This is a genomic window from Steroidobacteraceae bacterium, from assembly GCA_041395505.1.
GTDB lineage: Bacteria > Pseudomonadota > Gammaproteobacteria > Steroidobacterales > Steroidobacteraceae > JAWLAG01.
In genome coordinates, this window is sequence record JAWLAG010000001.1 from 1,835,560 (window position 1) to 1,853,742 (window position 18,183).

The following is an 18,183-nucleotide window of genomic DNA, read 5'->3' on the forward strand; positions in this document are numbered from 1 at the left end:
CGCATGCTGAAGCTTTCGCTACTTTCCCTGATCATCTGGATACCCATCGGTACCGGTATCGTGCTGCTCACATTGGGTGATCGCCGCGCGGCGTTCGCTCGCCTCCTTGCGCTCATCATGGCGGTCGTTACCTTCCTGCTATCGGTGCCGCTGTACACGGGGTTCAATCCTGCGACCGCGGCGTTCCAGTTCCAGGAATTCGCGCCGTGGATACCGGCTTTCAATGCCTTCTACCGACTTGGAATCGATGGCATTTCGCTGCCCCTGATTCTGCTCACGACCTTCATGACCATACCGGTCGTAATTGCCGCCTGGACCAGCGTGAAGGAGCGTGTTGCGAGCTATCTTGCCGCCTTCCTGATCATGGAAGGCCTGATGGTCGGAGTTTTCTCAGCCCTCGACGCGTTGCTATTCTATTTCTTCTGGGAAGCAATGTTGATACCGATGTTTCTCATCATTGGTATTTGGGGAGGTCCACGCCGGGTTTACGCGACATTGAAGTTCTTCCTTTACACCTTCCTCGGGTCGGTGTTCATGCTTGTTGCCCTGATCTACATGTACCTGCAGTCGGGCAGCTACGAAATTGCGACCCTGCAGGGTTTGCCGCTCGGCATCGTGGAGCAGCGCTGGATCTTCCTGGCGTTTCTGCTGGCTTTTGCGGTCAAGATACCGATGGTGCCGGTGCACACCTGGCTACCCGACGCGCATGTCGAGGCACCGACCGGCGGATCGGTGATCCTCGCAGCCATCATGCTGAAAATGGGAGGATACGGCTTCCTGCGATTCAGCCTGCCAATCACGCCGGATGCCAGTCGCGAGCTGGACAGCCTGATCATCGGGCTCTCGCTGATAGCGGTCGTATACATTGGTTTCGTCGCGCTCATTCAGCAGGACATGAAAAAACTCATCGCCTACTCGTCGATTGCCCATATGGGTTTCGTGACGCTCGGCGCATTCATCGCATTCGACATTGTCGCCCGGCATGGCGATCCATCGGGAGCCGGCATGGGTATTGATGGCGCTATCGTTCAAATGGTCTCGCATGGGCTCGTCTCCGGCGCGCTGTTCCTGTGCGTGGGTGTGATGTACGACCGGGTGCATAGCCGCGAGATTTCGGCGTATGGCGGCGTCATCAATACCATGCCGCGTTTCGCGGCATTCATGGTGTTGTTCGCGATGGCAAACGCGGGCTTGCCCGGCACCTCGGGATTCGTCGGCGAGTTTCTCGTCATCATTGCGAGCTTCAAGGCCAATGTCTGGTATGCCATCCTCGCGGCAACGACCTTGGTCGTCGGTGCCGCCTATACGCTATGGCTCGTGAAGCGCGTCATTTTCGGACCAGTTGCGAATAGTGATGTTGCCGAGTTGCGCGATATAGGTGCCAGCGAAACAATCGTACTGCTCACGTTGGCTCTGCTGGTATTGCTGATCGGCGTGTGGCCAGCTCCTTTGCTCGAAGTGACGCAAGCTTCAGTGGTGCAGCTGATCGAGCAAGTTACCTTGAGCAAACTGGTTCCGTAGGGTGGACATGCCAAGCATCGCTAACATGATCGATTGGGTGGCACTGCAGCCGGCAATCCCGGAGATTTTTCTCGGTACGGCCATCTGCCTGCTGCTCCTGGTCGATGCTTTCACCGCCCGTGAAGGTCGTACCTACATGCCGACATTGAGCCTCGTGACTCTGCTCGCCGGCGCAGTTCTCACCTTGAAGACGGCGAGCCTCGAGTCCACCGTGGTCATGTTCGGTGGCTCCTACGTTGCGGATCCGCTCGCGACCTTTCTGAAGCTGCTCGCTTTTCTGGCGACAGCCGTCGCGCTGTTCTACTCGCGGCACTATCTGCAACGGCGCGGCATTTTGAAGGGCGAGTACTACATTCTCGCTCTCACTGCGTTGCTCGGTATATTCGTTATCGTATCCGCTAATAGCTTGCTCACACTTTATGTTGGTGTCGAACTGCAGGCGCTGTCGATATACGCCATGGTGGCTTTCGATCGCGATTCGGGTGTTGCGGCTGAGTCGGCGATCAAGTATTTCGTGCTGGGAGCCATAGCATCCGGTGCCATGCTGTACGGAATGTCGCTCATTTACGGTTTGACAGGTACCTTGCAGCTCGATGAGCTGGGTGCGCGACTGGTTGAGCAGGCGCCGGGACCGGGCGTGCTACTCGGCATGTTGTTCCTGGTAGTTGCCATCGCCTTCAAGTTTGGCGCTGCGCCGTTCCACATGTGGGTACCGGATGTTTACCACGGAGCGCCTACCGGAGTGGTTGGATTCATTGCGAGCGCGCCCAAGTTGGCATCATTCGCGCTCGCGTTCCGGCTGCTTGGCCATGGCCTTGAGACGATCGGTGATGACTGGAGTCGTGCGTTGACGGTGATTGCCGTGCTCTCGCTCGTCATTGGCAATGTCGTCGCAGTCGCCCAAACCAATCTCAAGCGGCTGTTGGCGTACTCGGCAATCGGAAATGTCGGTTTCATCCTGCTCGGCTTCGTTGCCGGCAACGAAGCGGGTTACGAGGCGGCTCTTTACTACACGATCGCCTACGTGTTGATGGTGCTCGGGTCCTTCGGCGTGATTTTGCTGGCCGGTCGCGATGGGGTCGAAGCCGACGAAATCAGTTCCTATGCCGGGCTTGGCAAGCGCGATCCGCTGCTCGCGCTTTGCATGATGTTCCTCATGTTCTCGACCGCGGGCATTCCGCCATTCGTGGGTTTCTGGGCCAAATTGACGATCTTCCAGGTCCTTTGGCAGACGCAGCATACCGCTCTGGTAATGATCGCGGCTGCCGTGTCCGTTATCGGTGTCTTCTATTACCTTCGAATCGTGAAGGTCATGTATTTCGATGCACCGGGCGAGTTGCCAGGCGGCGAGCGGCTGCCGGCTGTGAGAGCCGTCCTGACCCTGAACGCCGTCGCCGTGCTGGCGCTGGGCCTGCTCCCCCATGCCCTGCTGGCCTGGTGTTCACAGCTGCTTGCTTCAGGCTGATTTGCCTATGCGGGCAAACCGGTTGCCATGCCCTGGCTCCTGCCGCTAAAATACAAAGTCTTGCATGCGACTGGTGCGGGGTGGAGCAGTCTGGCAGCTCGTCGGGCTCATAACCCGAAGGTCGCAGGTTCAAATCCTGCCCCCGCTACCAATTTCAGTGTGTCCCATTATTGCGAACGCTACATGTTCGCCAGGAATTACCGCGCGTAAAGTGTAGCGGCTGATCTCGGCGGATGGCCATGCGCAATGTCGTAGCGATTCGACGGCGTGCCGACACGGTTGCGACTGCAGCTCATTTTGAAACCCAGGTCCGGGTTTTGGCTCGCGCGTTCGTCCCTCACTACGTCGCTCGCATACTGCAGTTTCTTGATATGTCTCTTCATGGCACTTTGGCCGTCAACGCTGAGGGCTCTGTTGCCATACGTGTTCGCGCCAGCTGGCCATTTGCTTGGCGTTTCTCGAAAATTTTCGCGCGCGAAGCTGTGCAAAGCGCGACTCGCCAGGGACAACGCATCGACATCTATCTGGCGACGCCGCGCCACGACCACGTGCAATGCTGGGCCACTGACCAGGAGTCAGCTGTCCGCCTGATCAACAGCCTGCCCACACGGGCGACAGTCGAAAGCGACACTGACGCGCCGGTGCCACCTGTGCACCCGAACCTTAGGATCATCGCCCTAACGCTGGCGATTGCTGCCTGCGGTGTTGTCATATGGCGCGGAGGAACGGAATCCGACATCGGCAAGTCGCCTCGCTCTGTTGATCCGGCTACCCATACGAATGAAATACCACTGCAGCCGGCGACAACCGGCACGCACTGGCAGCTCAATAAAGGCGGTGAAGATGCAAGTTTTTCGCAGGTCATGTCGCGTCATAGGCAATGGCAGGGCTACACTGCGAGCGCGATCAGGCTGCGCACGACTTTCTACGACTTATGGTACCTGCTGCAATTGGGGCGCATCGATCAGGACCTGTTCGATCGGCAAATGAGGCGAACGGCCCTGGAGCAATGGCGCGAGCTGGAGCGCGCCCTGCTGGCTCAAGCCAGTGCATCAATCGGCGCCGATGCCGATTTGAACTACCGCCTGGCTGAACTAGCGCACGAGGAATCATTTGTACTTGAGAAATACTTGCAAGGTCTGCAGGAACTCGACGGCGATCTGGCATTTCGCGCGGTCAACGGGCTTTCTGCGCTGGATGCCAGGCAGGCGGCTCTTGAGCCCGGGAGAGAGCCGTCCGGGTGATTTCCGTCGACAGGTCATGACACGCCCGCCATCTGCCTATGGCAGAGGCGGTATGAGGCAAAGCCAATGCAATCGCTACGATCGACACCGTTGGTAATCCGATGAGTAATTCAATCGAGAGGGTCTGCAATGGTGGCATCAATAGTCGATCAACTGGTTGGCAACAACACGCGTTATGCAGCAGGCGATGCCTTGCATCGACCCGTTTACCCCGGCAAGCAGCCGATACAACCCGCCAAGCGGGTTGCAGTGCTGGCCTGCATGGACGCGCGCCTTGACATTGACGGGCTGCTTGGCCTGCAGACGGGGGAAGCGCACGTCATCCGCAATGCCGGCGGTGTCGTAACCGAAGATGCGCTCCGGTCGCTGATTATTTCGCATCACCTGCTCAATACCAGGGAGTTCATACTGATTCACCACACGCGCTGCGGCATGCTGGCATTTACGGACGATTTGTTGAAGGCGGGGCTCGAGGGTGATCCAGGTGCAGAGAAACTCATCGGCCAGGCCACGGCTCGAGCGTTCACGAGTCCTCACAAGTGCTCGGCGACACCCGCGGCCTTTCATGCCTTCCGCGGTGCGATCGAGCCACTCGATGCGCCACGAGATGACAAGAATATTGCGCGGCTGGCATGGGATGTGCGCCGGGGCATATCGTCAATCTTGAATCACCCGTGGATACCGACGAGCGGTGCCGATGCGGTCGGCGTGCGGGGGTTCATCTACGATGTCGACAGCGGCCGGCTCGAGGAAGTGAATTATCCCGGGCCGACAGGTTCGCCCGGCTAGGTACGGCGATCGCGGCTACTGCGTCTCGAGGTACAGCGCAAAAGTACCCAACCAGTGACCGCCTTCGTAGTGTTCGCCCGTCACTGCCGGCAGGGCCGTTTCACGGTGAGCGGCGAACGAGGCGAGCAGAGCGCGACGGCGCGGATCACGGACGGGCAACGCCTTGGCGATGCCGCGCAGCATCCAGGCTCGGCTCAGATTGAGTCCATCGATGTGTGCCAATTTGGGGTCCTTACGATCCGTCACAACTCCGGGCGGCAGCCAGCGCGTCGACCCATCACGAGGAATTTGCGGCAGAAAGGCGCTGAGCCAGGCCGAGTACTCGCTTTGCCCAAGCACGCGACGCATGAAATCCGCTTCGGCGAGGCAAGGCGACAGGAAGTCCTCGCCGGATGGTTCGTAGAGCAGGGGACAGCGACGGTCTGATTGGTAGAATTCGCGCGCCTTTTGCCGCAACAACTGCTTCATATCGTCATGGCCCGCACTCTGCGCCCAGTCCCAGATCAAGCCAAACGCGAAGGCTGTTTGATTGTGCTCGCCAGTCCGAATTGGGTAGTGAAGCATTGGGAGCCAATCGAGGATGCGCCGAGCCGCCTCCTGTTCGAGTGGCTCGAGCGCGGCGGGGTGATCGAGCTCCGCAGCAAGCTGCAGAAGCCAGGCGAGGCCATAGGGGCGTTCGAATGAGCTGCGCCCGGCGCCGCGCAGGTAATCTAGCTCAGCGAGGATTTTTTCTGCCGATAGATCCTGCTCGAGCACGGCGCTCGCCACCGGCACGAACGAGCCGTCGGGAAATCGAGCGCGGGCACGCGCCAGCAGCCAATGCGCATGTACGGCCGAGTGCCAGTCGTAGCAACCATAGAATGCGGGTGCCAACTCGTGCGGCGGCGCGACATCGCTCGCGTCATTCAGCACATGGGAAATCTTGTTGGGGTATTCTGTGTGCACGCACGCAAGCGCGAGGTTCACGAATCGTGCCACCGCCGCCACATCCATGTTTTCGCTGCGCGCCAGGTTCGCAAACAGCGATAATACGAACATGGCGAGCCAAGGCGTCATGCCTCGTGCAAATACGCTGCATGATGACAATTCCATGGCCTTGCTCTCAACCGCGGTTGCGCCGAGCATAGCAAACTGCAATTCGGTCGAGCCCGATTCGCCGAGCGACACCGGGCTGGTTTCGTCTGGAGCGGGGGCGTAGCATGAACCCAATCATGAATACACGCACGACAATAGACCGACGGAGATTCCTCGGCGTGAGTACAGCAGGATTAGCGGCTGCGACGATTGCCATCGGCAGACCGCAGGGCGCCGGGGCTGCGAGCCGGGCCGCGGCGCGGGCTGGCCGAATTTCCTTGGGATCGGACCTCAGCGTTGCACGCATGGGTTATGGCGCGATGCGACTTACCGGGGATGGTATCTGGGGCGAGCCGGCCGATGCGCGCACTTGCCGTACCGTATTGCGCCGGGCGCTTGAACTCGGCGTTGATTTCATAGATACGGCCGATTCCTACGGCCCCTTCGTCAGCGAACGTCTGATTGCAGAGGCCCTGCATCCCTATCCGCGCCATCTTGTGATTGCCACCAAGGGTGGATTACTGCGCCCTGGTGCAAATCGCTGGGTACCCGATTGCAGGCCCGAGCATCTGCGCGAGGCCTGTGAAGGCAGCCTGAAACGACTGAAGGTCGAGCGGATCGATCTATATCAGCTCCACGTGCCGGATTCCAAGGTCCCTTATGAGGACTCGATCGGTGAATTGGCGCGACTGCGGAAGGAAGGAAAGATCCGTCACATCGGCGTATCGAACGTCAACATCGAGCAACTTGCAAAGGCAAGGGCCATCGTGCCCGTGGTTTCGGTCCAGAATCGTTACAACGTGGCGGATCGCGGATCCGACGCGGTTCTGGAGATTTGCGAGCGCGACGGAATTGCATTCATCCCCTGGGCACCACTCGGCAAATCGGGGCGGGATTCGACTGCGGATACAGGCGCCAAGGCAGCGCTCGAGCAGTTGGCCAGCGATCGTGCGATCAGCCTGCCGCAGGCACAGTTGGCATGGTTGTTGTCACGTTCGCCGGTGATGCTGCCGATACCAGGCACATCGTCGCTCGAGCACCTCGAGCAAAACGTAGCCGCCGCGAAGCTGCGGCTGACGGTCGCAGAAATGCGCCGCGTAGGATGAGATAGTGGAGTCGTTGATGGCCAAGAATCGCGGAACGCTGATTTCAATCTTGCTGGTATCCATCATCGCGGCGACTGGCTGCGCGCGCAAAACCGATACCGGCAGCGTGGCGGCGAAACCGCGGGAATCCGCGGAGTGGGAACAATTCAGCCACGATTTCATCGAAGGCTACTTTCGGCACAATCCGGCATTTGCGGTTTACCAGGGTCGTCACGAGTACGACGGCCAGGCTGCCGACTGGACGAACGCAGGGCTTGCAGCCCAGATCGCCTTCCTCAAGGAAAACCTGACACGGGCAAATGCCTTCCGCGCCGACTCGTTGTCGCCAGAGCAGAGATTCGAACGCGACTACCTCGGCCATGTGGCACGCAAGCAACTATTCTGGCTTGAAGATGCGGATGCGCCACACTCAAACGTTTCATGGTATTTCGACGCAGGGCTCGATCCCAATGTCTACATTGCCAGGCCTTATGCCGATCCGGCGACGCGAATGCGCGCGTTCATCAAGTACGCCAGGGCAATCCCGACCGTGCTTGCCCAGATCAAGGCAAATCTTCGCACCCCTATGCCCCTGAGTTTCGTGGACTACGCCGAGCCCGGGTTCCGCGGTTTCGCCAGCTATTACACAGGCGATGCCAAGGCGGCTTTTGCAACGGTTCAGGATCCGGCGCTGCAAAGCGAGTTCGATATGGCCGCGAAAGAGGCGTCCACGGCCATGACCGCCATGGCGGATTGGGTCGCCGCGCAGCGCAAGACGGCGACCCAGGATTTTGCACTGGGGGGCGAGCGGTTCCTGCGCATGCTACGGGAGACCGAGGCCGTCGATACCACGCTCGATGAGCTCGAGCGCATCGGGCGCGCGGATCTTGCGCGCAATCAGGAGGCGCTTGGCGACGCCTGCGCAAAATTTGCGCCCGGCGCCACATTGGGCGCCTGCATGCAGAAAATGAACGATAACAAAGGCGCGGGTGGGCCGGTCGCCGAGGCACGCAGGCAACTTCCCGGACTGCGCCAGTTCCTCGTCGATCATCAAATCGTCTCGATACCGGGCACGGAGGAGGCACTGGTCGAGGAGTCGCCGCCTTACAACCGACAGAACTCCGCCTATATCGACATTCCAGGCCCTTACGAGAAGGGCCTGCCATCGGTCTATTACATTTCGCCGCCCGATCCGACATGGTCGCCCGCCGAACGAGAGGCCTATGTCCCAGGACGCAAGGACCTGCTGTTCACGTCGGTCCATGAAGTCTGGCCGGGCCATTTCCTCAACTTCCTTCATGCCAATCGCGCCAAATCCATTTTTGGGAAAGTGTTCGTCGGCTACGCGTTTGCCGAAGGCTGGGCGCACTACACCGAGGAGATGATGTGGGATGCGGGTCTCGATAACGGCGATCCCGAGACCCACATCGGCCAACTGTCCAATGCCTTGCTGCGCAATTGCCGATTTCTTTCGGCAATCGGTTTGCATGCGCGAGGGATGTCAGCGAGTGAGTCCTTGCAGATGTTCCGCGAAGAGTGTTACCAGGACGAGGGCAATGCGCGACAGCAAGCTGCAAGAGGCACCTACGACCCGGCGTATCTCAACTACACCATGGGCAAGTTGCTGATTCGAAAGTTGCGCGACGACTGGACCGGCGGCGATCGCAGTCGGCTCAAGGAATTTCACGATCAGTTCCTGGGTTATGGCGGGCCGCCCATCCCGTTGGTGCGCGCCGCCATGATGCACGAGGAGCAGCCCCGGGCCGTGTTCTAGGCGCGAGGGTCTGGCCGCCTCAGACAGCCATCGATCAAGCCTTCCCGCCGTCCCGGATGGGACGGCGGGGACGACACTGCGGCTATTTGCCGTCGGTTGAATCGCCGTCGGTAGTGGCATCCGGAGATGCCGCGCCTTCGGGCGTTTTGATGGCATCGAATTCCGATTCGCTCAGATAGCCATCCTGATCGCTGTCGGCCGCGACAAAGGCACCGGCGGTCTTGGCATCGTGCTGGGCCTCAGTGGCCGAGATGCGCCCGTCGTGGTCGGCATCCAGGGTGGCGAATTGGCCGCTTTCCTTCACTTCACCCGCCACCGCGAATGCGGCCGCCGCGCTCGCGGCAATAAGGGCAAGCAATTTGTGCTGTTTCATCATCGCTCTCCTTGTCGATTCCATGTCATCAGGGCTCGCTGCCCAGGCAATGGAAAGCAACTCCCGTGCCATATGTTAAATAGACTGCGATTTCAATGGTTTAGCGGGAAAATGCGAAACAGGGCTACGAAACATGGCGCCATTTCTGTTACGAAACGGCGACTTTTTGCCTGGTTGCCCCCCGCAACCCGGAATTGGTAACCCCAAAAGTCAAATAAAACAGATAGTTACATGTCGGCCGCGGCCGACAATGAGGTGGCCAGCATCATTTGAGTGTTTCCCTCCTTTGGCCTAGAATGCCGGCCGCTGCCGCGCCACCTCGGAGCGGCGGCGTGCGGAACTCAGTGGAGTCATCGCACGATGTGCATGTGTGTACAGCCCCTCCGAGGGGCTTTTTTTATGCGCAGCGACAAATGGGCCATGGGCCCATTTTTTATTTGCGGCGTAGCGGCCGGAGTGCAATGTCCGATCGATGAATGGTCTGCGGGAAAAATTATTTGCCCTGTGCGAGAGCGCGTTGCGCGAGATTGACTATGAGCTGGTCGATCTCGAATACCAGGCAGGACGGCGCCACGCGACTTTGCGCGTTTTCATCGACAACGCGGCGGGGATTCGTGTCGAGGACTGCGAACGCGCGAGTCGGCACCTGTCGGCTCTGCTCGATGTCGAAGACCCTATTTCGATGCCATATTCGCTCGAGGTTTCATCGCCGGGATTCGACCGAGTTTTGCGCAAACCGGCGCATTTCGAGCGATTTGCGGGGTCGAGGGTGCTGGTGCAGCTGTTGACTCCACGCGACGGCCGTCGCCGCTATACCGGCACGCTCGCGCATGTGGATGCCGATGGCGTCCAGTTGCTGGTCGACGGCGAGAACGTCGCCATGCGTTACAACGAGATAGACAAAGCACGGCTCGCGCCGTGACGAGGACAGGTCAATTGAGGGTGCTGTCATGAACAAGGACATCCTGATGGTCGTCGACGCCGTTTCGAACGAAAAGGGCGTTGAAAAAGAAGTCATATTCGAAGCGCTCGAAGCTGCGCTGGCTTCTGCCACGCGCAAGAAGCATGGCGAGGAGTGGGATGTTCGCGTGGCGATCGATCGCAAGACCGGCGACTACGATACATTCCGACGCTGGAAGGTGTTCGCCGATGACTCCAATGAGCTCGAGGAGCCGGTGCGCGAACTGCGGCTGGAAGATGCGCTCGACATGAATCCGAAAGCGGAAGTGGGCGGCTATGTCGAGGAGCCCATGGAGTCGGTCGCCTTTGGGCGCATCGCGGCCCAGCAGGCGAAGCAGGTCATCGTGCAGAAGGTGCGCGAGGCGGAGCGCATCCAGGTTGTCGAGCAATACAAGGACCGGGTCAATACCCTGGTGTCCGGCGTGGTCAAGCGAGTCGACCGCAACGGCATCTATGTCGATCTCGGTGGAAATGCCGAGGGATTCGTCTCGCGCAGCGACATGATTCCGAGGGAAATCGTCAAGCCCCAGGATCGCATCAAGGCCTATTTGCGCGAAGTCAAATCCGAACCGCGCGGACCGCAGTTGTTTCTGACGCGCTCGGCGCCCGAGTTCCTCATCGAACTATTCAAACTCGAAGTTCCGGAGGTCGGGCAGGGTCTCATCAAGATCCTCGGCGCGGCCCGCGATCCGGGCGTGCGGGCGAAGATAGCAGTGCAGAGTGTCGACCCACGCATCGACCCGGTGGGTGCTTGCGTCGGTATGCGCGGTTCGCGCGTGCAGGCGGTTTCGAACGAAGTTGCAGGCGAGCGCGTCGACATCATCCCGTTCAACGAGAACGCCGCACAGTTCGTGATCAACGCGATGTCGCCAGCCGAGGTTCTGTCGATCGTCGTGGACGAGGAGTCGCACAGCATGGATATTGCTGTGGCCGAGGACAAGTTGTCGCAGGCGATCGGTCGGGGTGGCCAGAACATCCGGCTCGCCAGCCAGCTGAGCGGCTGGGATCTCAACGTCATGACCGAGTCCGATGCGGAAGCCAAGAGCGAATCCGAGGCCAAGGAACTCATCGAGAGTTTCATGAAGCAACTCGACGTCGATCAGGACGTCGCGACGATTCTGGTACAGGAGGGGTTCTCGACCATCGAGGAAATTGCCTATGTTCCGCAATCGGAGCTGATTGGCATCGAGGAGTTCGACGAATCGATCGTCAATGAGCTGCGCAACCGTGCGCGTGACGTGCTCCTGACCCAGGCCATCGCGAGCGAGGAAACGCTTGACCAGAATCTTCCAGCCGACGATCTGTTACTGCTCGAGGGCATGCAACCGGACCTTGCGCTCGCACTGGCCCGTCGTGGTGTGCGCACGCGCGAAGAGCTTGCTGAACAGGCGATTGACGATATTTCCGACATTGAAGGACTCAGCTCAGAGCAAGCGGGTTCTCTAATCATGAAGGCGCGCGAGCTGGAGAACTGGTTCGAGGCGGGACGCTAGAACGCTGGAGACTGCGCATATGGCAGAAGTAACGGTTGCACAATTTGCGGAAGTTCTCAAAGTGCCGGTTGACCGGCTGCTTGCGCAACTCGATCAGGCTGGAATCAAGGTGGCCGGACCGGACGCTCAGATCACCGAGGACGCCAAGCTCGAGCTGCTTACGCACCTGCGGCGCAGCCACGGTCTGGCGCCGGAAACGGGCTCAGCCGCTGCGCCGGCACGTATCACGCTCAAGCGACGCACTCAGAGCGAATTGAAGCTTGCGAGCACCCAGGGTCGTGCGCGCACCGTCAACGTCGAAGTGCGGCGCAAGCGCACCTACGTCAAGCGCGACCTGTTGGAGAAGCAGGCTGCCGAACAGCAGGAAGAGATCGAAAAGCAGCGCAAGGCGCAGGAAGATGCGGAGCGCGCTGAACGCGAACGACAGGAGGCCGAACGTCTCGAGCGCGAGCGGATCGATGAAGAAAACCGCCGGCGCATCGAGGAAGAGGCCGCGACCCGTCGGGCGCAGGAGGAAGCGAGACGCGCAGCTGAACAGGCGCCGGTCGAGCCGCCGCCGGCACCGGTGGTCGAGACGCCGCCGCCGGCACGCACCCGTGGCTCCGAACAGCCGCGCGGTCCCGAGCGCGGCCGCAAATCCGCTGCGGCCGGTGATAGCCGCACCAAATACGGCCGCGAACAGCTGCATGTCGCGGGCGATGTCAGTTCCCGCTACAAGAAGAAGAAACGCCAGCGTGATCGTTCGGTCGTTTCCGTCGAGGCCAAGCACGGTTTCGAGATGCCGACCGCTCCGGTCATTCGCGAGGTGGCGGTGCCCGAGACGATCACGGTTGCCGAGCTTGCGCAAAAGATGGCAGTAAAGGCGACGGAAGTCATAAAGGCCATGATGCAAATGGGAGTCATGGCGACGATCAATCAGGCCATCGATCAGGATACCGCGATTCTCGTGGTCGAGGAGATGGGCCACACGGCCAAGGCGCTGAAGGCCGATGAGCTCGAAGAAGATCTCCAGGGCGAGGAAATCAGCGTAGAGGACTGGGAGCCACGTCCTCCGGTGGTCACCGTCATGGGACATGTCGACCATGGCAAGACCTCTTTGCTCGACTATATTCGTCGCGCCAAGGTGGCGGCAGGCGAGGCAGGCGGTATTACCCAGCACATTGGTGCCTACCACGTGGAAACTCCGCGCGGAGTCGTTACCTTCATCGATACGCCGGGTCATGCGGCATTTACCGCAATGCGCGCCCGCGGCGCACAAGCGACGGATATCGTAGTGCTGGTGGTCGCAGCGGATGACGGCGTCATGCCGCAGACCATCGAAGCCATTCAACATGCCAAGGCAGCGGGTGTCCCACTGGTGGTTGCGGTCAACAAGATTGACAAGCCGGATGCTGACTTCGACCGCGTACGCACGGACCTGTCCAAGTACGAGGTCATATCCGAGGAATGGGGTGGTGACACGATATTCGTTCGCGTGTCCGCCAAGACCGGTGAGGGCATAGAGCAGCTGCTGGAATCGCTTCTGCTGCAGGCCGAGGTTCTCGAGTTGAAGGCGCCGCGGACAGGCCTTGCGAGTGGCAGCGTCATCGAGTCCAGCATAGAAAAAGGACGTGGCGCAGTCGCAACGGTCCTGGTGAAGAAAGGCACACTCAAACTCGGCGACCCGATCGTTGCCGGGCAGGAATTCGGTCGGGTCCGCGCCATGTTCAATGAAGTAGGCGACTCGGTAGAGCAGGCGCTGCCATCGATGCCCGTCGCGGTACTTGGCTTGTCGGGTGCGCCGAGCGCTGGCGAGGAACTGCTGGTGGTTGCAAGTGAGCGCAAAGCGCGCGAAGTTGCAATGCACAGGCAGGCGAAGCAGCGCGATGTCAAGCTCGCCAAGCAGACGACCAGTGTCGAGGACGTGTTCTCGCAATTGGGCGATGGCAAGCCCGGCGTCGTCAACATCGTCATCAAGGCGGATGTGCAGGGTAGCTCCGAGGCGCTGTCCGAGGCGATGACCAAACTTGCGCACGACGAGGTACATGCCAAAGTCATCGCGAGTGGCGTGGGTGGCATTACGGCGTCGGACGTGCAGTTGGCGGCTGCATCCAAGGCATTGCTTATCGGTTTCAATGTTCGCGCGGATGCCGCAGCGCGCGATGCACTGAAGGATACCGGAGTCGAAGTCCGCTACTTCAGCGTAATCTACGAAGCGATCGACGACGTCAAACAACGCATGACGGGAATGCTTGCGCCTGAAGTGAAGGAGCAGATCGTCGGCGTCGCCGAGGTTCGCGAAGTGTTCCGGTCAAGCAGTTTTGGCGTGGTCGCCGGTTGTCTGGTGCGCGAAGGGACCGTGCGCCGCAACAACCCGATTCGCGTACTACGGGACAACGTTGTCATATTCGAAGGCGCACTAGAGTCCTTGCGACGCTTCAAGGACGATGTAAACGAGGTTCGAGCTGGTACGGAATGCGGAATCGGCGTGAAGAACTACCAGGACGTTCGCGTTGGAGACCAGATCGAGTGCTTCGCACGCGTCGAGGTCGCCCGCGCTCTCGCCTGAGGCGGGCGTGACCAATGAGCTTTGGACAACAAGGCACGCGCCGCGAGCGCCTGGCGGAGGGTATCAAGCGAGCCCTCGCCGAAAAGCTGGGGCGGGGTCTGAGTGACCCGCGTATCAAGCAGGTGACTCTAACCGCTGTCGATATGGCGCCGGATCTCAAGTCGGCGCGTGTCTACTTCGTGCCATTCGGTGGCCACGAAGACGCGGCGCAGGTGGCGGCGGGCCTGAACAGCGCGGCGGGTCATCTGCGCGGCGAATTGGGCCGCGAAATGCGTATCAAGCACGCGCCGCGTCTGCACTTCGTGGTCGACGAGACTATCGATCGCGCTGACCGGCTTACGCGGCTCATCGCCGCCGCGACAGCGGCTGACCAACACGGTGGTTGACGGCGTATTGCTGCTGGATAAACCGGCGGGCATGTCCTCGGCGGCCGCAGTGGGCCGTGTCCGACATTTGCTTGGCAGGCCCAAGGTGGGTCACGCAGGCACATTGGATCCGCTGGCCACCGGCATGTTGCCATTGTGTGTGGGCGAGGCAACCAAGCTCGTTTCCTACCTGATGCAGGGCCGCAAGGGTTACGAGTTCTGTATTTCGCTGGGCTCACGGACCAGTACAGGGGACAACGAAGGCGAAGTCGTGGCGACTGCGCCGGTGCCGGCGCTCGACATGGATCGCGTGATTTCGGCGCTTCGGTCGTTCGAAGGCGCCGGCACACAAATCCCGCCGATGTATTCAGCGTTGAAGCACGAGGGGCAACGCCTTTACAAACTGGCCCGCGAAGGGCAGGTAATCGAGCGCAAGTCGCGGCCCATCGTCATCGATGCGCTTCAGTTGCGCGAGCTTGGGGCCTCGCATCTGCGCCTGCATGTACTATGCAGCAAAGGGACCTACGTCCGGGTACTCGCCGAAGACATCGCGAGTGCCCTGGGCACGGTGGGGCACTGCAGCTCGCTGCGGCGCAGCTACGTCGAGCCTTTTGCCGAGTCAGACATGATCAAAATCAATGAACTCGAGGATCGCATCGCGCGTGGTGAAGACCCGGGCCTGCTCGCGCCGGACGCGGCGCTCGGGCATCTTCCGGCCGCACTCCTGGCGGCAGAGGCCGCGCGCCGGATCATGCAGGGCCAGCCGATTGCCTGCCCGGCCGATCTCACGAGTAACTGCGATCCCTCGCTGGAGCGGGTCGTGCGGCTGTACGGGGCCGATGGCGGGTTTATAGGGCTTGGCAGCGGGCCCGACGCCGGCGGGCGGTTGCGGCCGCTGCGCCTGATTGCGAGTGCCGCAGGGGACCCAAAAGGCTCTTTTATTTCGCGGACTTAGCTTGAGCCGGCGGTTGGGCGCCTGTAGAATGCGCGCCCGAAAACAAGGGTAGCAATCCATATTCAACGAAGGTTTTGTAATGCCTCTATCAAGCGAAAAGAAAAGCGGGATCGTCGAACAGTTCCGCCGTGGCCCGAAAGACACAGGCTCCGCTGAAGTGCAAATCGCGTTGTTGTCCGAACGGATCAACGGCCTTGGCGAGCACTTTGCCGCGCACAAGCGCGATCACTCCTCCCGCCGCGGCCTCGTCAAGCTGGTTAACCAACGCCGCAAGCTCCTCGACTATTTGAAGAGCACTGAACCACAGCGATATCAGGACATAGTGACGCAGCTTGGGCTGCGCCGCTAACACGGATATCCCAAATAGCCGGCTAGCGGCCCCGCGCCCTGACCGGCTTCTTTCATTCGGAAGTCAAGGAATTCTCGCGTGAGCACGATCAAGAAGCGTTTCGATTACGGATCAGTCCCTGTCACCATTGAGACTGGCGAAATGGCCCGGCAGGCAAATGCATCGGTACTGGTATCGATGGGCGATACCCAGGTATTGGTGACGGCCTGCGTTGCAAAGAAGGCCGTCCCCGGCAGGGATTTCTTCCCGCTGACCGTCAACTATGTCGAGAAGACCTACGCGGCGGGCAAGATACCTGGTGGCTTTTTCAAGCGTGAGGGCCGACCCAGCGAGAAAGAGACCCTGACCTCCCGATTGATCGATCGGCCAATCCGACCGCTGTTCCCGGACGGTTTCTTCAATGACGTGCAGGTTGTCGCAACGGTCCTCTCGCTCGATCCGGATCTCGATGCGGATATTCCCGCAATGCTCGGTGCTTCCGCCTCGCTGGCGTTGTCCGGTGTGCCGTTCAACGGCCCGATCGGCGCCGCGCGAGTCGGGTACAGCGATGGCAAATACCTGTTGAATCCGACGGCCAAGGAGCTTGCGGCCTCGCAACTGCACCTGGTCGTCGCGGGCACCCAGCATGCGGTGCTGATGGTCGAGTCCGAGGCCAAGACGTTGCCGGAAGACGTCATGCTGGGTGCGGTCGTTTTCGGGCACGAACAGATGCAGGCGGCCATCAAGATCATCAACGAGCTGGTCGCGGAAGCTGGCAAGGCCCGCTGGGATTTCAAGCCCGCCAGCGCCGAGGAGTCCCTCGTTACGGCGGTTCGAGCCAAAGCGGAATCGGCGCTGGCCGATGCCTACCGCATCACCGAAAAGCAGGAGCGCTATGCGCGTGTTGGTGAGGTCAAGGCCGCGACGGTTGCAGCCCTTTGTGAAGGTGAAGATGCCAAATGGGCGTCCGATCAGGTTGACGACCAGTTGTTCACCCTCGAGAGCCAGATCGTCCGCCAGCGCATTCTGCGAGGTGAACCACGCATCGACGGTCGCGATACTCGCACTGTACGCCCGATCAGCATTCGCACGGGCGTGCTCCCTCGCACCCATGGTTCGGCGTTGTTCACCCGCGGGGAAACCCAGGCGATGGTGGTCACCACCTTGGGTACCGCCCGCGATGCTCAAATAATCGATGCCCTCGAGGGAGAGCGGCGCGAACCATTCATGCTGCACTACAATTTCCCGCCATTTTCGGTCGGTGAAACCGGCATGATGGGTTCGCCCAAGCGCCGCGAAATTGGTCACGGCAATCTGGCGCGGCGAGGCATCAACGCCGTAATGCCTGACATGGCTACATTTCCATACGTGATTCGAGTCGTTTCGGAAATCCTGGAATCGAACGGTTCGTCATCGATGGCCAGTGTCTGCGGTACGAGCCTGTCGCTGATGGACGCCGGAGTGCCCATCAAAGCGCCGGTTGCAGGCGTCGCCATGGGCCTCGTCCTTGAAGGGAGCAAGTATCAGGTCCTCACGGACATTCTCGGCGATGAAGATCACCTGGGTGACATGGATTTCAAGGTGGCAGGAACGGACAGCGGCGTCACTGCATTGCAGATGGACATCAAGGTCGAAGGTATCACGCCTGAGATCATGAAAGTCGCGCTGGCTCAGGCGCGTGAGGCGCGGCTGCACATATTGGGTGAGATGAACAAGGTCCTGTCGAAGTCGCGCGAAACCATGTCCGAGTTTGCGCCTTCGATCATCACCATCAAGATCGATCCGGAGAAGATCCGCGACGTGATCGGCAAAGGTGGCGCAGTGATTCGTCAGATCACCGAAGAGACCGGCACCACCATAGATATAGAAAACGACGGTACGGTCAAGATAGCCTCGGTCATTGGAGCCGCCGGAAAAGAAGCGCAGCGGCGCATCGAACTGATCACCGCCGATGTCGAAGTTGGCCGCATTTACGAAGGCAAGGTCGCGCGCCTCATGGATTTCGGCGCCTTCGTGACCATACTTCCGGGTCGGGATGGTCTGGTGCATATCTCGCAAATTTCCGAGGAACGCGTCGAGCGCGTGAGCGACAAGTTGCGCGAAGGCGATACGGTGCGTGTCAAGGTTCTGGAGATCGACCGCCAGGGCCGCATTCGCCTCTCAATGCGAAACGTCGACGCCGCAGCCTGACCGCCAGGGCGGCGCCGGG

The 18,183-nt window shown here is 60.2% G+C and carries 15 protein-coding genes and 1 tRNA gene; 14 read left to right on the forward strand and 2 right to left on the reverse strand.

What is annotated here, in order from left to right:
- Positions 1-3: 3 nt before the first annotated feature.
- The 5 genes from R3E77_08435 (at position 4) to R3E77_08455 (ending at position 5,019) form a co-directional block, all read left to right on the forward strand.
- The gene (locus tag R3E77_08435; GenBank protein MEZ5499440.1) at positions 4-1,521 is read left to right on the forward strand and encodes an NADH-quinone oxidoreductase subunit M; all 1,518 of its coding nucleotides are present in this window, start codon (positions 4-6) and stop codon (positions 1,519-1,521) included.
- Positions 1,522-1,528: 7 nt separating this feature from the next.
- Positions 1,529-2,986: an NADH-quinone oxidoreductase subunit NuoN gene (gene nuoN, locus R3E77_08440; GenBank protein MEZ5499441.1), complete on the forward strand. Its 1,458-nt coding sequence runs from the start codon at positions 1,529-1,531 to the stop codon at positions 2,984-2,986.
- A 74-nt stretch (positions 2,987-3,060) separates the two neighbouring features.
- A tRNA-Met gene (locus R3E77_08445) sits at positions 3,061-3,137 on the forward strand.
- An 82-nt stretch (positions 3,138-3,219) separates the two neighbouring features.
- Positions 3,220-4,230 (forward strand): hypothetical protein, encoded by a 1,011-nt coding sequence (locus R3E77_08450; GenBank protein MEZ5499442.1) that lies wholly within the window; start codon positions 3,220-3,222, stop codon positions 4,228-4,230.
- A 129-nt stretch (positions 4,231-4,359) separates the two neighbouring features.
- Positions 4,360-5,019, forward strand: coding sequence for a carbonic anhydrase (locus R3E77_08455; GenBank protein MEZ5499443.1), 660 nt, complete (start codon positions 4,360-4,362; stop codon positions 5,017-5,019).
- A 15-nt stretch (positions 5,020-5,034) separates the two neighbouring features.
- On the opposite strand, the gene R3E77_08460 is transcribed toward R3E77_08455, so the two are convergent.
- The gene (locus R3E77_08460) at positions 5,035-6,186 is read right to left on the reverse strand and encodes a DUF2891 domain-containing protein (GenBank protein ID MEZ5499444.1); all 1,152 of its coding nucleotides are present in this window, start codon (positions 6,184-6,186) and stop codon (positions 5,035-5,037) included.
- Between the two features lie 44 nt (positions 6,187-6,230).
- Here R3E77_08460 and R3E77_08465 point away from each other — a divergent pair, with 44 nt between their 5' ends.
- Both R3E77_08465 and R3E77_08470 read left to right on the forward strand, forming a co-directional pair.
- On the forward strand, positions 6,231-7,199 hold the full coding sequence (locus R3E77_08465; protein ID MEZ5499445.1) for an aldo/keto reductase: 969 nt from the start codon (positions 6,231-6,233) through the stop codon (positions 7,197-7,199).
- 16 nt (positions 7,200-7,215) lie between these two features.
- Positions 7,216-8,952, forward strand: coding sequence for a DUF885 domain-containing protein (locus R3E77_08470; protein ID MEZ5499446.1), 1,737 nt, complete (start codon positions 7,216-7,218; stop codon positions 8,950-8,952).
- An 82-nt stretch (positions 8,953-9,034) separates the two neighbouring features.
- Here R3E77_08470 and R3E77_08475 read toward each other — a convergent pair whose 3' ends face one another.
- The gene (locus tag R3E77_08475) at positions 9,035-9,397 is read right to left on the reverse strand and encodes a hypothetical protein (GenBank protein ID MEZ5499447.1); all 363 of its coding nucleotides are present in this window, start codon (positions 9,395-9,397) and stop codon (positions 9,035-9,037) included.
- A gap of 400 nt (positions 9,398-9,797) precedes the next feature.
- On the opposite strand from R3E77_08475, the gene rimP reads away from it, so the two are divergent.
- From rimP to pnp, 7 genes are all read left to right on the forward strand, one after another.
- Complete coding sequence (gene rimP, locus R3E77_08480) at positions 9,798-10,247, forward strand: ribosome maturation factor RimP (GenBank protein ID MEZ5499448.1); 450 nt, start codon at positions 9,798-9,800, stop codon at positions 10,245-10,247.
- Positions 10,248-10,275: 28 nt separating this feature from the next.
- Complete coding sequence (gene nusA / locus R3E77_08485) at positions 10,276-11,778, forward strand: transcription termination factor NusA (protein ID MEZ5499449.1); 1,503 nt, start codon at positions 10,276-10,278, stop codon at positions 11,776-11,778.
- Between the two features lie 19 nt (positions 11,779-11,797).
- Positions 11,798-14,326 carry a translation initiation factor IF-2 gene (infB, locus tag R3E77_08490; protein MEZ5499450.1) on the forward strand — a complete coding sequence of 843 codons (2,529 nt, stop codon included), beginning with the start codon at positions 11,798-11,800 and terminating at the stop codon, positions 14,324-14,326.
- A 14-nt stretch (positions 14,327-14,340) separates the two neighbouring features.
- Positions 14,341-14,712, forward strand: coding sequence for a 30S ribosome-binding factor RbfA (rbfA, locus tag R3E77_08495; protein MEZ5499451.1), 372 nt, complete (start codon positions 14,341-14,343; stop codon positions 14,710-14,712).
- Between the two features lie 31 nt (positions 14,713-14,743).
- Positions 14,744-15,646, forward strand: a complete 903-nt coding sequence (gene truB, locus R3E77_08500) for a tRNA pseudouridine(55) synthase TruB (GenBank protein ID MEZ5499452.1) — start codon at positions 14,744-14,746, stop codon at positions 15,644-15,646.
- 79 nt (positions 15,647-15,725) lie between these two features.
- Complete coding sequence (rpsO, locus tag R3E77_08505) at positions 15,726-15,995, forward strand: 30S ribosomal protein S15 (protein ID MEZ5499453.1); 270 nt, start codon at positions 15,726-15,728, stop codon at positions 15,993-15,995.
- Between the two features lie 78 nt (positions 15,996-16,073).
- Entirely contained in the window at positions 16,074-18,164 is a 2,091-nt protein-coding gene (pnp, locus tag R3E77_08510; GenBank protein MEZ5499454.1) for a polyribonucleotide nucleotidyltransferase, read from the forward strand.
- Positions 18,165-18,183 lie beyond the last annotated feature (19 nt).

Excerpts from the sequence above, each read along its gene's own strand:
- R3E77_08435 (MEZ5499440.1), top strand. The coding sequence starts at position 4 with ATGCTGAAGCTTTCGCTACTTTCCCTGATCATCTGGATACCCATCGGT.
- nuoN (MEZ5499441.1), top strand. The coding sequence starts at position 1,529 with ATGCCAAGCATCGCTAACATGATCGATTGGGTGGCACTGCAGCCGGCA.
- R3E77_08450 (MEZ5499442.1), top strand. The coding sequence starts at position 3,220 with ATGGCCATGCGCAATGTCGTAGCGATTCGACGGCGTGCCGACACGGTT.
- R3E77_08455 (MEZ5499443.1), top strand. The coding sequence starts at position 4,360 with ATGGTGGCATCAATAGTCGATCAACTGGTTGGCAACAACACGCGTTAT.
- R3E77_08465 (MEZ5499445.1), top strand. The coding sequence starts at position 6,231 with ATGAATACACGCACGACAATAGACCGACGGAGATTCCTCGGCGTGAGT.
- R3E77_08470 (MEZ5499446.1), top strand. The coding sequence starts at position 7,216 with ATGGCCAAGAATCGCGGAACGCTGATTTCAATCTTGCTGGTATCCATC.
- R3E77_08475 (MEZ5499447.1), bottom strand. The coding sequence starts at position 9,397 with ATGGCACGGGAGTTGCTTTCCATTGCCTGGGCAGCGAGCCCTGATGAC.
- rimP (MEZ5499448.1), top strand. The coding sequence starts at position 9,798 with ATGAATGGTCTGCGGGAAAAATTATTTGCCCTGTGCGAGAGCGCGTTG.
- nusA (MEZ5499449.1), top strand. The coding sequence starts at position 10,276 with ATGAACAAGGACATCCTGATGGTCGTCGACGCCGTTTCGAACGAAAAG.
- infB (MEZ5499450.1), top strand. The coding sequence starts at position 11,798 with ATGGCAGAAGTAACGGTTGCACAATTTGCGGAAGTTCTCAAAGTGCCG.
- rbfA (MEZ5499451.1), top strand. The coding sequence starts at position 14,341 with ATGAGCTTTGGACAACAAGGCACGCGCCGCGAGCGCCTGGCGGAGGGT.
- truB (MEZ5499452.1), top strand. The coding sequence starts at position 14,744 with ATGTCCTCGGCGGCCGCAGTGGGCCGTGTCCGACATTTGCTTGGCAGG.
- rpsO (MEZ5499453.1), top strand. The coding sequence starts at position 15,726 with ATGCCTCTATCAAGCGAAAAGAAAAGCGGGATCGTCGAACAGTTCCGC.